The sequence below is a fragment of the Roseivirga spongicola genome, assembly GCF_001592965.1.
GTDB classification, from domain to species: domain Bacteria; phylum Bacteroidota; class Bacteroidia; order Cytophagales; family Cyclobacteriaceae; genus Roseivirga; species Roseivirga spongicola.
On sequence record NZ_LRPC01000001.1, the window covers coordinates 1,154,140 to 1,167,832 of the forward strand.

The 13,693-nt window shown below is 39.1% G+C and carries 8 protein-coding genes; 5 read left to right on the forward strand and 3 right to left on the reverse strand.

Annotated elements, in window-relative coordinates; translation table 11 throughout:
• Positions 1–57 precede the first annotated feature (57 nt).
• Both AWW68_RS04985 and AWW68_RS04990 read left to right on the forward strand, forming a co-directional pair.
• Positions 58–1,050, forward strand: a complete 993-nt coding sequence (locus AWW68_RS04985; RefSeq protein WP_068217235.1) for an aspartate-semialdehyde dehydrogenase — start codon at positions 58–60, stop codon at positions 1,048–1,050.
• Positions 1,047–2,222, forward strand: coding sequence for a class I SAM-dependent methyltransferase (locus AWW68_RS04990; protein ID WP_068217239.1), 1,176 nt, complete (start codon positions 1,047–1,049; stop codon positions 2,220–2,222). The genes AWW68_RS04985 and AWW68_RS04990 overlap by 4 nt, the downstream gene beginning before the upstream one ends.
• A 210-nt stretch (positions 2,223–2,432) precedes the next feature.
• Here AWW68_RS04990 and AWW68_RS04995 read toward each other — a convergent pair whose 3' ends face one another.
• On the reverse strand, positions 2,433–5,792 hold the full coding sequence (locus AWW68_RS04995; protein WP_068217242.1) for a T9SS type A sorting domain-containing protein: 3,360 nt from the start codon (positions 5,790–5,792) through the stop codon (positions 2,433–2,435).
• 160 nt (positions 5,793–5,952) lie between these two features.
• Between AWW68_RS04995 and AWW68_RS05000 the strand changes: the two genes are divergently transcribed.
• The 3 genes from AWW68_RS05000 (at position 5,953) to AWW68_RS05010 (ending at position 9,514) form a co-directional block, all read left to right on the forward strand.
• On the forward strand, positions 5,953–6,396 hold the full coding sequence (locus tag AWW68_RS05000) for a DUF6438 domain-containing protein (protein WP_068217245.1): 444 nt from the start codon (positions 5,953–5,955) through the stop codon (positions 6,394–6,396).
• Between the two features lie 564 nt (positions 6,397–6,960).
• Positions 6,961–8,148 (forward strand): DUF4221 family protein, encoded by a 1,188-nt coding sequence (locus tag AWW68_RS05005; RefSeq protein WP_068217249.1) that lies wholly within the window; start codon positions 6,961–6,963, stop codon positions 8,146–8,148.
• A gap of 238 nt (positions 8,149–8,386) precedes the next feature.
• The gene (locus tag AWW68_RS05010) at positions 8,387–9,514 is read left to right on the forward strand and encodes a hypothetical protein (protein ID WP_157717530.1); all 1,128 of its coding nucleotides are present in this window, start codon (positions 8,387–8,389) and stop codon (positions 9,512–9,514) included.
• 63 nt (positions 9,515–9,577) lie between these two features.
• On the opposite strand, the gene infB is transcribed toward AWW68_RS05010, so the two are convergent.
• Complete coding sequence (gene infB, locus AWW68_RS05015; protein ID WP_068217253.1) at positions 9,578–12,406, reverse strand: translation initiation factor IF-2; 2,829 nt, start codon at positions 12,404–12,406, stop codon at positions 9,578–9,580.
• 39 nt (positions 12,407–12,445) lie between these two features.
• Positions 12,446–13,690 (reverse strand): transcription termination factor NusA, encoded by a 1,245-nt coding sequence (gene nusA, locus AWW68_RS05020; RefSeq protein ID WP_068217255.1) that lies wholly within the window; start codon positions 13,688–13,690, stop codon positions 12,446–12,448.
• Positions 13,691–13,693: the final 3 nt, after the last annotated feature.

Sequence of the window (13,693 nt, forward strand, 5' to 3'; positions counted from 1 at the left end):
GTAGTAAATTTGGTGCGTTTTTCAGCTTTAAGCGAAGTTAGTTAATTAATTGATATCATGAAGATTGCAGTTGTAGGTGCTACTGGCCTTGTAGGTGGAGAGATCCTCGAGGTTCTGGAAGAAAGAAATGTTGAATTCGATGAGCTACTTTTAGTGGCTTCTGCCAGATCTGCTGGGTCGAAGAAGACATTTAAGGGTAAGGAGTACACTGTAATCACTATGGAAGATGCCGTTGCTCAAGCTCCTGATTTCGCCATATTTTCGGCTGGTGGAGGTACTTCTTTAGAGTGGGCACCAAAATTTGCAGAGGTTGGAACAACAGTAGTTGACAACTCCTCTGCTTGGAGAATGAGTCCAGATCACAAATTGATTGTACCAGAAATCAATGCATCTGAAATTACTTCTGAAGATAAAATCATTGCTAATCCAAACTGCTCAACCATTCAAATGGTAGTGGCTCTTGAGCCATTGAGAAAGCGATATGGCATAAAGAGAATTGTGGTTTCTACTTATCAATCGGTTACTGGTTCAGGTAAAGCTGCAGTTGACCAAATGATGAATGAGCGAAATGGTGTAGATGGACCTATGTGTTACGCTCATAAAATTGATATGAATGTGCTTCCTCATATAGATGTGTTCACAGATAATGGATACACTAAAGAGGAGATGAAGATGATCAACGAAACCAAGAAAATATTCAATGACTATTCAATTGGTATTACTTCTACCACCGTGAGAATCCCAACTATGGGAGGTCACTCAGAGGCGGTGAATGTGGAGTTTAAAGAAGACTTCGACATGGAAGAAGTGAAGCAATTGTTGAGTGAAATGCCTGGTGTAATTCTTCAAGATGACCCGAAGAACAATGTTTATCCGATGCCATTGACAGCGCATAAAAAGGATGAAGTGTTTGTGGGAAGGTTGAGAAGAGATGAGAGCCAACCCAATACTTTGAACATGTGGATTGTAGCCGATAACCTTAGAAAAGGGGCCGCGACCAATGCGGTTCAAATAGTTGAGTATTTGCAAAAGCAAATGACTGAGGCTTGATCGAGCAGCTTCTCCAACCGGAAATCCAAAAATTTATTGATGATCATTTAAATGATCAGCCTGCAGATTTAATGCTCAAGGCCAGTCAGTTTCCTGATTGGCTCATGAAAGCTATTGTTGAACAGATTTCGGCAAAGAAGAAAGCTCAGCATAAGTTGCCTGATTGGTTTGCGAAAAGCGGGCTAATTTGGCCAGCATCTATTTCTATGGAGCAATGCTCTTCTAGCGAAACGGCTAATTATAAAGCCAGTTTGGTTTCGGGAAAGACAATGGTCGATTTGACTGGAGGGTTTGGAGTTGATACCTACTATTTAGCAACGAAGTTCGAAAAAGCCACCCATGTGGAGATGAACCCAGAATTGCATAAGGTGGTAAGTCACAATTACCAGCAATTAGGATCGAACATAGTTACTTTTCTAGGATCGGCTGAAGATTATCTTCAACAAATGGAGTCTGTTGACTTGATATATTTAGATCCAGCCAGACGCGATGATGAGTCTAGAAAAGTGGTTTTTCTAGAGCATTACTCTCCCAATGTTATTGAGCTTCTTCCAGAACTAAAGCGAAAGTCTAATAAGGTTCTGATCAAGGTCTCTCCAATGCTCGACATCAAAAAGGCGATTGATGACCTTGAGTTTGTTGAGGAGGTGCATGTGGTGGCTGTCAAAAATGAGGTGAAGGAGCTGTTATTTTTGCTTGGTGCTGACCCAAATCAAACCCCATTGATTAAGGCTATCAACCTGATTGGTGAGCAAGCGGATTCATTTGAGTTTCGGTATAGCGAGGAGGAGAGTGTTATAGCTCAACTTTCACCAGTTACAACATTTCTTTATGAGCCTAATGCTGCCATTCTAAAAGCGGGAGCATTTAAGTCTTTAGCCAATCAATTCAACCTGAAAAAGCTCGATGTCAACAGCCATTTATACACAAGTGAAGAGGTGGTTGATGATTTTCCGGGTAGGGCGTTTAGGGTAATTGACCAGTTATCTTTCAATAAGAAAAGACTTAAGAAGCAACTGAAGTCAGATCAAGCGAATATCACGGTTCGTAATTATCCGATGTCTGTCAAGGAGATTAGAAAGAAGACTGGGTTGAAGGAGGGAGGCGATCAATACATCTTTGCTACTACAGATGTAGATAGTAAGAAAGTGTTGTTATGTGAAAAGGTATAGCAGCCAACAGATTAGCGTGGGAATACCCCAATAGCCAAGCACCTTAAGCCGATTCTTCGTTTCCATCCACCAAAGCACGCGGAATGGTCTAACTAGCCCAATCATTATTCCTAAAAGGCCAAGTAAAGTAAGTACTAGAAAAAGTGTCATAAAAAAAACCCTGACTTCAGTTGAAATCAGGGTTCAAGTTATCTCTTAAATATTTAAAACTTAGTCTTGCTTCAAGACTTTATATACTTGCGAACTTTCTCCGTTTACTAGCTTTAAAACAAATAAACCAGAAGGGAGAGCTGAAACATCTATGCTTGCTTTTTGCTCACTGTCTAGCTCTAAGTTAGTTCCCACCAATCTGGTCTGGCCGTCTGTTGAGACAATGGAATAGTCTATAGTTCTGGTTGAAGGATTATTAAACTGAATATTTAGCTGTCCATTATTAATTGGGTTCGGATATACTTGTGTAAACTCAACTGCTATTTCATCATCTAGGCCTTGTATAACGCCAGTTTGAATTTCTAGATCATCTATGGCCCAACCCCAGCCCTGAACTAGGCTTCTTCTTACAAGCTTGAATCTCAGCAAAAATTCATCACCAGCAGAAAGTTGCTGATTTTCACTCAGTCTGATTGACCTTGTTTTGAATTGTGAAGGAGAACCCTCACCACCAGCACTAAAAACCGTACCCCATAAAGCCTGTTCATCATTGGTATCATAGCTTTCTATTTCGAACCAAGTTGCGCCTCCATCTTTCGAGCCTTCAACTGCTGCAAAATCTGAATTGGACTGAACGAGTAGGACTTCATTATAGGTGACAAATGGTTTGGTCGAACTTACAACTATAGGAGTCTTGAGGGTGTAAGTAAACTCACTTCTAGCGTTAGCCCCGAAGGCTAATGGATATGGATGAGCGCTATGAATTGCTCCATTCTCAAAACCACTTGGTGTTTCTATAGTGAAGAAATTCCCTACAAAGTCGTCCGAAGGGGAGTCAAAATTGTTCGAATAAGATTCTTGAGGCGTACCAAACTCAATTATAGGGACTTTAAAATAACTATCCTCACTTGGTAAGAAAGTGGCATTAGCTTCTGGAGTTTTTGTGTCGAAGGCTCCAATTCTGTACTCTATCACATCGCCAATGCTTAAATTCCCAACGTTTATTAAGGCTTCATAATTAGTACCTATAGTTTGAGCCATTGGAATATTCCCTTGGTCCACTCCATTTACTAGGATGTTTACTCCAACACTGTCTACTTCAATGTTGTCTGTAACATCGGCCGAAATAGTGAAGTCATTTAAAGAGGTTAGGAAATCTATATGGTTATGGGTTATATCAGGAGATTCCAAGTCTAATTGAATATTAAGGTTATCTATAGCCCATCCCCAGCCATGAGCTACCTCATCTGCAAACAACCTGAATCTAATTAGAACCTCATCTCCAGCAATAATTTCACCATTGCTCAATAAGTTAATTTCTCTTTGACGATACATCGCTTGAGTACCAGCAGCAGTTGAGTTATTATCTGTGATGGCACTATTGTATGTAGATAACCAGCTTCCTTGTACTCGAGAATCATAACCATCTAATAGTGGCACCCAGTCTACACCACCATTTTTTGAAGCCTCAACGATAACATAATCGTAGAAATCATTACTCCCGAAGGTAGAGTTGGCATCTCCTGGTTCTATTAGAACAACCTCGTCAAAAGTCATTAGTGCTTCCCCTTCACTGACAATTATGGGAATTTTCAATTCTAGAGTGTAATTACTTTCCGAGTTGGTGCCTGTTCCATCTAAATAAGGGTGGTCTGAGTGAATAGCTCCATTATCAAAACCTGCCTCTTCTTTAATCCTGAAATTATTGCTATTAAAGAAGTCCATTGCTGATGCAGAGATGTCGTTAAAATCATTGAAGTAATAATTAGCAGGATCGGCTGTAGAAACAACGTTGAGCTCAATATAGTCTGACGTAGGGAAAACAGAGCTATTTTGATCTGCAGATTGGTCGGTTGCCGTAATTTTATAGCTAACGATATCTCCCTCCATAAGAGAGAGGTTGGAGGTAACTATTTCTGCCCGGTATAAACTTGTTGCATTATCGACCAACTCAAAACTGATTGTTTGCGGATTTCCATCATTTACAAAAAACTCCAATTCTGCGTTTACTGGTAGAAAGTCAGTAATTACCGCGTCTATGGTGATTTTAGGGTCTGTGAGTCGAATGAAATTCGGTTGGTTGTGAGTGATTACAGGTGCTGTTTGGTCTGGGCTTGAGCTAAAGCTAAAGAACCTATCTGTAACAAGTAGGCTAGGGTAAGTAAAGACTCTGTTTTTCACATCCTCTACTTCAAAATAGTATGTGTAAACTTGGTCTTCTACCTTTTCCGAGGGAATCTCAGCAGTGAACTCATCTGCGTTTGCCGTGGTAGTCATTGGCAAAACATTACTATCAGATGTAAAACCGTCTAAGCTATAATAGAGCTTTATACTTTCTGGTTTATACCCAATGTCGGATCTTATTGAAGCGGTTATGGTATAACTATCTGCTTGAATATCTTCTGTATTAGGCCTATTAGTGTGATCGATATAGGTGAATTCCCAACCCATATCACCAAACATATCCATAGTGAGTTGCCCCGGATCATGAATAACTTCATTTGGAGCTATTTGAGGGGTCATTAATGAGTTGGAGTTGCCAGAAGGATACGTGGATTCATTTAGGTGAGCTATGCTTGAACCAGCATTATAGCTTGTTGGAGCATAAAGTCTTGGTCTGGAACCACTATTGGTAACAGCTGTGGGAGCATTGAAAAAAAGGGAATTACTTGTTAGTTCTGTTCCTAGCTCCTGCGGGTTCCCAATCAGGTCTGTCAGGTTATCACCGTCAGTGTTTTCAACACTTAAATCGTAAATAAACGGTTGTGGAAAGTTGGTGCTTCCATTGCCCTCATCATTAACATCAAAGCTATCTACAAAACCTAAACCATGGCCCAATTCATGTAGAACAACGGTAACCAAGTCAAACTCTCCATTATTAGGGTTCCCGTCTAGTCCTAAATACCACGGTGCATCCTTGTTAAAAGTAGCAACTATATCGGGTTCATCAGGAGAGTTTAATTCTTGCCCAGCCATTTTCTCGGCAATAGCCACAGGGTACCAAACATTAAGCTCTTTTGCTCCTTCAAAATTTCTGTAGGCAGTATTCCAAATTGCCCCTCCCAGAACTCCTTCGTCCATATCTTGCCAGGTTGCTTCAACTCTAATAACTACATCTGAAGAAATAAGCTCAGACCAAATATCTATGGCTTGTTGAAATGCCGCTTGAGCTTCCTCACTAAAACCATTATAAGTTACTTCAATGGTGGCGCCAGTTTGGGCTATTGAATTAAACATATTGGCTCCAAAAGGTGATGGGCTTGCATACGGAGCATCGTTTCTCCTGAGAATTTTGGTGAAGGTACTATGGTCACCAGCATAACAGATAATATCTGGCTTGGCATCTAAGCGCTCCATTTTTTGGGCAATTGCCACCTTAACCAAGATTAGGCAAGTGATAGTTAGTAGTAGTTTTTTCATAAGCTTTAATTCAAGGTTAGACTCGGCAAGCCAACATTAATTATTCTAAGCATACTTGTACAAACTGTACATGATATAGCTTATTGTTTATTTTAAACTAACGCAGTTCTCCTAGAATAAGAACTATTTTTGGTTAAGTTAACATGTAAATAGACTCAATATGAAAAAGTTTTCAATGATTCTTCTAGTTTTTATACTCGGTTGTAAGTCTGCTAAAACCATTTCGGAGAGCGAGCCAGTTATTTACATGAATAAAACAGCCTGCTTTGGTACTTGCCCTGATTATGACATTTCAATATTCTCTGATGGTTCGGTTTTATTGAATGCTAGGCAGTTTGTTGAGATGGAAGGTACTTTCGAAGCAAAGCTACCTAAAGAAGAACTGAAGGCATTGGTCAATGATTTTAAGGGGTCTCAATTCGATGATTTTGAGAATGAATACAAGTCTAATAAGACCGACCTACCAACTACTACCATTACCTTCAACCATGAAGAGGTAAATAAGAAAATCATTGACTATGATGGAGCCCCAGAAGAACTAAAGGAGCTAGAGTCTAAGGTTCATAGCCTTATTAAGAAGCTGAACTGGAAAAAGAAGGGGTAATAAAAAACCCTGACTTCGGTAGAAATCAGGGGTTGTTTTATTTTTAGAAGCGAAATTCTTGCGTCCTTTCTGTTGTCGTTCGTCCTCATTAAAGTACATGCCATTCAAGATCTACATTAGTCCTGCACATATCAAAAAAATGCCTTGTGTAGTTGATGATGAAAATATTCACTCCTTCCTTTTGACTTTAAAAGATTAATTTTTCTAATTAAAAGTATAATTTGAGTCCGGGCAGGCGTTTCTGAAGTTTATCCGGATTTGTGCACACGAGCATTAGACAACACTAGCTAGATTAACACAACACGAACTATAAGAGCTAATCCAACCAGTATTGATTCTAAATGTCTTGATCTAGAAAAGGATTGTACTTAGAATAATTTGTCAGACGGAGTATCCTTTTGATGTTAAGTATATTATGATGGTACTTCGAATTGTAGTAAAAGGAAAACGAGAGCGAATGCGATCAAAGAATTCACTGCTCAGCTAAGGCTTATATTCCCTTTTGGGTGGGGTTTTGGGATTGAGTGTAGCTGCGGACAGATTAGTTGAATAAACTTATTTAGTATGAAGGTTGTGAATTTTGTTTCACTGCTACTGATAATCAGTTGCACCAATCAGAATCAATCAAGAATTGATGCAGGTTGGATTCGCACAATTACACCGCTGGATAGTTTGACTTTAGATTTTGTATCAGCAGATACGTTAAATCTTCGTGATTTTGTGCTAGGTGATTATGCTGATTATCAAATAGTTGAAAAAGATGACACTACATTCTTGATAGGAATTAATTCCAGAGATCACGCCTTAGATGTTATCAATCTGACTACGAAAGTTTCAGAAAAGCAAATTCAATTTGCGTTAAACGGACCTGATGGAATTAAGGGTATGATAGATGGCTTTTTCTACCATAATGCCGATAGTATTTTTATACTAAGTATTGATGAAAATGCCATTCATTTGTTCAATAATCGAGCTAGAAAGATCAATAAATATGAATTCTCTAACGTCCCTCTACCAGACGGATTTACAGAATATGATGTTTATGCCGATCAAGGATTGATGAATGGTCCATATTATAACGCCAAAAACAAAACCCTACAACTCTATACTTATCGGTGGGTAGATGCTCGAAATGATAATTATGATTACAAGGCTTTCGCTAGTTACTCAATTGAAGATAATGAGTTTAAGTCCATTTACGGTGTTTACCCTGATCACTTTAAAAAAGGTGTGAACTTTTCTCTCTACAATGACCCGAGCTTATTAGTCATTGATGATATATCTTACGTATATTTTAGTACAAGTCCAGATATTCAGGTTTACAACAATCAAACTGGGGATTTACTTTATGTAGTTAATTACCACTCTGATCATTGGTCGGGTTCTCCAGAAAGCCTCCCTTCAAATGTCGATTTTCAACAAGAACAAGATTGGTTGAATAATGTAGCAGCATATATTTTTTTAATACATGATAGTGAAAATGAAGTTATTTATAGACTAATGAAGCATAAACAGCAGGTTGCTGGTGATAATGGCTTATTGAATCCGAGATGGTTGGGTGAATGGAGTGTGGATATTTTCGATTTAGGCTTAAAACCTATTGGCCACTTTCAAATACCTAGTAAAAAGGTACTGCCAGCTATTGCTTTTACTGCAAATGGAAAGCTTTGGTTGAAGAACCCTTTCGAGCCTGCTAATGAAGACCTGTCGCTGTATTATCAATTGGGACTAAGGGAAAGGTCAAATGAATAAATGTAGGATTTTACCTTTTTGAATGATGTTGAGAATGTGGCGTTAATCTGCTGCTTTCTATTGATATCTTTCTCTTAGAGGTTCAACCTTCAGTATAAAATTGAAATAACACGTTGATGTTGTATAGAACGAATATTAGTGACCCCAGTTTGCTAATTGTGCAGGCCTCGACCATCATTAAGTTTACATTAGACTTAACTAATTATGCAAACACTCTGTTAGAACAAACTTCTTTAGAATGATGCACCTAAAAATCATTTATAGTCTTGTTTTAGGCCTGCTTGCCTTATCCAGCGCTGCTCAAGAATTGCCTAGGAACCTAGTTTACGCTAATGAGAACTTGGTTTTTGAAAAGCTTTACATCCTGAAGGATCAGAAGCTGCTTCATTTTTCTGATGAAAAGAGACAGAATAGACGTTTTGTTTATTTACTCAATGAACAAAATGTAGTAACCGATACACTTCAAGTAGAGGGAAACGATTACTTTTTACTAACCAGTGATTCAACTTTTAGTATTCGCGGTTTGAGCGAATATGGTAGCTATATTTTAGATGAGCACAAAATCCAGATACGATCTGCTTTCGTAAGTTACGTATCCTTTCATAATGAGATGATTGAGCCTAATTTCATAGTAGGAGGTTACATAATTGGCAGTAAGTATGACCAAAGCCGTGATTGTGTTAGTTATCATTATGTTGATGGAAATAAACTGGAAGCCTTAGGCTCTCTTTCTTCACCGACTTATAAATATGGTTTTGATGAGCTAGATACACTTTACATGTTTAATATGGAAATGTATGAAGAGTATAAAGGAAGGGCTTATGATAAAGGCCTGATTCAATCATTATTTAATAAAAGTAAGAGTTGTTTAAGTCGTATGACCTATCCTATCTATGGCCGGTTGAGTGCCTCTTTAGACCAAGATACTTATACATTCTATGAACGAAAGGCTGGTAAGATATTCTCTATAGATATTTCAGGGGAGCCTAAGCTGACGAGAGAATTTCAGTTTCCATTGAAAAAGGCAAGAATAGAAGGCTGGAAGTATCTATTCGATTTTAAGTTGAAGAAACATTATGCCGTAAAACGAATAGACATTACTCAAATTCCTGAGGGATTGAATAAGCGCAAGGCTAGAAAAATGGAGAAGGAGTACAGCTATGAATTGTATGAGTTGCTACCCCTAAAGAACACCTTTGAGCTAAAACCATTGTATAAGCTGCGTTTCGACCCTGTTTTGGTAGATAATGACTTGATCTATGAGATCATCCAGGAGAACAAAAAGGGAAGTGCCATCTTTTTTCATCCGCTCGACCCAAACTATGAGTATAAGAAGAGCAATTATTTGGACTACGGCTCAAAATGAAAAAGCGATTGAATATAAGTCCAATCGCTTTCATTATGAGTCTTTAATACTTTAAAGTAAGTCTTAAAGCGTTCTTTTCACTTCTTGAATTTCGAAGCCTTCTATAACGTCTCCAACTTTAATATCATTGAAGTTCTTAATGCTCAGACCACATTCGTAGCCAGATTTAACTTCGTTAACATCGTCTTTGAAACGCTTCAATTGGCCAATGTCTCCTGTGTAAACTACAATACCATCTCTAATTAAACGGATTTGGTTTTGTCTCTTCACAAAGCCTTCAGTTACATAACAACCAGCAACTGTTCCCACTTTAGAGATTTTGAAGGTTTCACGAACCTCAATGTTACCAGTAATAACCTCTTTCTCTGTAGGCTCAAGTAGACCTTCCATCGCATCCTTGATTTCATTAATGGCATCGTAGATGATAGAATATAGTCTAATTTCAATTTCCTCGTTCTCGGCTAGTCGTCTAGCTCCGCCCGATGGTCTTACTTGGAAACCAAGAATTACCGCATCAGAAGCTGTAGCCAAGAGTACATCAGACTCGGAAATTTGACCTACTGCTTTGTGGATAATGTTCACTTGAACCTCCTCAGTAGATAGTTTAAGTAGTGAGTCACTTAATGCTTCAACTGAACCATCCACGTCACCTTTAACAATAACGTTAAGCTCTTTGAAGTTACCAACGGCAAGTCGTCTACCAATTTCATCAAGTGTAATGTGTTTCTTAGTTCTAACGCTTTGCTCTCTAAGAATTTGCTCTCGTTTGTTAGCAATTTCTCGAGCCTCACGTTCAGATTCCATCACATTGAATCGATCACCTGCCTGTGGTGCTCCGTCTAAACCAAGCATCTGAACAGGAGTTGAAGGACCAACAACTTTTAATCTGTTACCTCTATGGTCGAACATAGCCTTTACCTTACCGTAATGCGATCCAGCAAGTACTACATCTCCCACTTTCATAGTTCCCGATTGAACCATAAGGGTTGCTAGGTAACCTCTACCTTTATCTAACGATGCTTCTACCACAGTACCAACACCAGATTTATCTGGGTTAGCTTTAAGCTCAAGTAGTTCGGCCTCGAGTAATACTTTTTCTAGAAGCTCTTCAATTCCTTGTCCTGTTTTTGCAGAAACTTCCTGACACTGGTATTTACCACCCCAATCTTCTACAAGAATGTTCAGGTTAGCTAACTCTTCCCTAATCTTATCAGGGTTAGCAGTTGGCTTATCTACCTTGTTTATGGCAATTACAATTGGCACTTCAGCTACCTGAGCGTGATTGATTGCCTCTTTTGTTTGAGGCATCACGTTATCATCAGCTGCTACCACAATAATGGCAACGTCAGTAATTTTGGCACCCCTTGCACGCATGGCTGTAAAGGCTTCGTGACCAGGAGTATCAAGGAAGGCAATTCTCTTACCGTCTTTAGTTTCTACATCATAAGCACCAATGTGCTGGGTAATTCCACCAGCCTCACCAGCTGTTACATTGGCTTCCCTAATGTAATCTAGCAAGGATGTTTTACCGTGGTCAACGTGACCCATGATGGTTACAATAGGAGCTCTTTCTTGAAGATCTTCCTCTTTATCTTCTTCTTCGACAACGTCTACCTCATCATCTGCCGATGTGAATTGAACATCGTATCCGAATTCATCAGAGATAATAGTGATGGCTTCAGCATCTAGTCTCTGGTTAATAGAGACGAACATACCTAAAGACATACAAGTTGAGATTACTTCGTTTACAGAAACGTTCATTAAGCTTGCTAAATCGCTAGCAGAGATGAACTCTGTAACCTTGAGGATTTTGCTTTCCTCTTGTTGTCTCAACATTTCTTCCTCTGCAGCCTCTGCAGCGGCACTTCTCTTTTCTTTTCTGTATTTGGAACGGTTTTTACCGCCTCCTTTACTACCACCACTTAGGCGAGCAAGTGTCTCCTTAATTTGCTCCTGAATTTCCTTATCAGTAAGCTCTTCCTTAGGAGCAGGTCTTCTGCCTCTGTTTTGGTTTCCGCCTCTGCGGTTATCATTAGAACCTTTGTTAGCTCTTTCAACTTTGGTCTGTTGAATACGCTTTCTTGGTCTTTTACCTCTCTGATCTCCACCTTTTTTGTCCTTGTCATCGTCTTTAGACTTCTTAGGCTTTTCAGTAGGGAGCTCAATCTTACCAAGAACCTTAAGACCACGAAGAGAGTCTGCTTTTGCCTGATATTTCTCTGGCTCGGCTGGTTTGGCTGGCTCTTCTTTCTTAGGAGCTTCAGCTTTTTTCTCTTCCTTCTTAGGTTGTTGTTTAGGCTTTTCTTCTTTCTTCTTGCCTTTATTGAGGTCTATTTTTCCGAGCACTCTGAGGCCAGTTTTCTTTTCTTCTTCTGGTTTTTCCTCTTCTTTTTTCTGCTCTACCTCTTTGGCTTTAGGGGCAGCCTCAGGTTTAGATTCAGCTTCAGGAGCAGGCTCCTCTTTCTTAGCTGGTTCTTTTTTAGGCTCTTCTTTTGGAGCTTCTTTAGGCTTTTCGGCTTCTGGCTTAACCTCTGGCTCTGGTTTTTTCTCCTCTACCTTATTTTCTTCAGGAGTAGGGGGAGGAGTTGGAGCAGGTTTAGGCTCTTCTTTTTTAGCCGGTTCTTTTTTAGGCTCTGTAGTCACACCACTAGAATCAATGACCATGTCTTCTACATGCTTGGTTCCAATGGTTAGATGAGAGGCTTCTTCCTTTTCATGGGCAGACGCAGCAAACTCCTTGGCCAACATATCATACTGTTCTGATGATATTTTGGCGTTGGGGCTACTATCTACGGAAAAGCCTTTTGCCGAAAGAAAATCTACGATGGTATTTCTACCTACGTTCAATTTCCTCGCCACCTGGCTGAGCCTCATCATTTTTTCTTCTGACATACTCAAATATCCCTCTTTTTAAGGTTATATAAAACTCTATTATTGTTCGAACTCTTTCTTTAAAATTTCAAACAGATACTTTATTGTTTCTTCTTCTAGCTCAGTTCTTCTCACAATATCTTCTTGAGCTAGGGCTAGAACACTCTTGGCAGTATCCAAACCAATTCTTTTCAATTCATCGATAATCCAGCTATCGATTTCATCTGCAAATTCATCCAAATCTACATCTTCCTCTTCGTATTCATTCAACTCTCTGAATACATCTATTTCAAGGCCAACTAGTTTTGAGGCTAGTTTAATGTTCTGGCCTCCCTTACCAATAGCAAGAGAAACCTGATCTGGTTTTAGGTAAACTGAGACTCTTCCTTCATCAGTTAGTATTTTCATGCTAGAGATTTTCGCAGGGCTAAGAGCTCTGGAAATATATAGCTCCATGTTATCTGTAAAATTGATAACATCGATGTTTTCGTTTTGTAGCTCTCGAACAATTGAATGAATTCTAGATCCTTTCATCCCCACGCAGGCACCTACCGGATCAATTCTATCGTCATAAGATTCAACAGCAACTTTAGCCCTTTCACCTGGCTCACGAACCACTTTTTTGATGGTAATTAGACCATCGAATACTTCTGGAACTTCGCTTTCGAAAAGTCTTTCTAAGAATTCTCCTGATGTTCTAGAAAGGATGATTTTGGGGTTTCCGTTAATCATTTCAACTCTGTCCACAATGGCGCGAACATTGTCTCCTTTTCTAAATCTGTCTTTAGAGATTTGCTCGAATTTAGGTAGTGACAGCTCATTGCCCTCACCATCTATTAAAAGCACTTCTCTTCCTAGTATTTGGTATACCTCAGCAGAAATAATTTCCCCAACCAAATCTTTGTACTTTTGGTAAAGGATGTCTTTCTCAAGGTCTTTAATTCTTTGGATTAGTGTCTGACGAGCAGTCATAACAGCTCTTCTTCCGAAATCTTCTAATTTGATTTCTTCTGCCACTTCTTCACCGATTTCAAAATCTGGTTCAATTTTTCTGGCGTCAGTCAAGCTAATTTTATCGTAGTCCCAGATGTCTTCAGAGTTATCGTCTACAATTTCTCTGAACCTCCAGATTTCAAGGTCACCTCTATCGGCATTGATGACAATGTCGAAATTATCATCTACTTCGAATTTCTTTCTGATCATCGTTCTGAAAACATCTTCCAGAATTCTGATCATGGTAGGTCTGTCTACGTTTTTCTGCTTTGCAAAATCTGCAAACGACTCAATTAAAATTCCACTGTCCATTTT

Bases quoted from the DNA above. Each gene is read 5' to 3' on its own strand.
- AWW68_RS04985 (WP_068217235.1), top strand. From the start codon at position 58: ATGAAGATTGCAGTTGTAGGTGCTACTGGCCTTGTAGGTGGAGAGATC.
- AWW68_RS04995 (WP_068217242.1), bottom strand. From the start codon at position 5,792: ATGAAAAAACTACTACTAACTATCACTTGCCTAATCTTGGTTAAGGTG.
- AWW68_RS05000 (WP_068217245.1), top strand. From the start codon at position 5,953: ATGAAAAAGTTTTCAATGATTCTTCTAGTTTTTATACTCGGTTGTAAG.
- AWW68_RS05005 (WP_068217249.1), top strand. From the start codon at position 6,961: ATGAAGGTTGTGAATTTTGTTTCACTGCTACTGATAATCAGTTGCACC.
- AWW68_RS05010 (WP_157717530.1), top strand. From the start codon at position 8,387: ATGATGCACCTAAAAATCATTTATAGTCTTGTTTTAGGCCTGCTTGCC.
- infB (WP_068217253.1), bottom strand. From the start codon at position 12,406: ATGTCAGAAGAAAAAATGATGAGGCTCAGCCAGGTGGCGAGGAAATTG.
- nusA (WP_068217255.1), bottom strand. From the start codon at position 13,690: ATGGACAGTGGAATTTTAATTGAGTCGTTTGCAGATTTTGCAAAGCAG.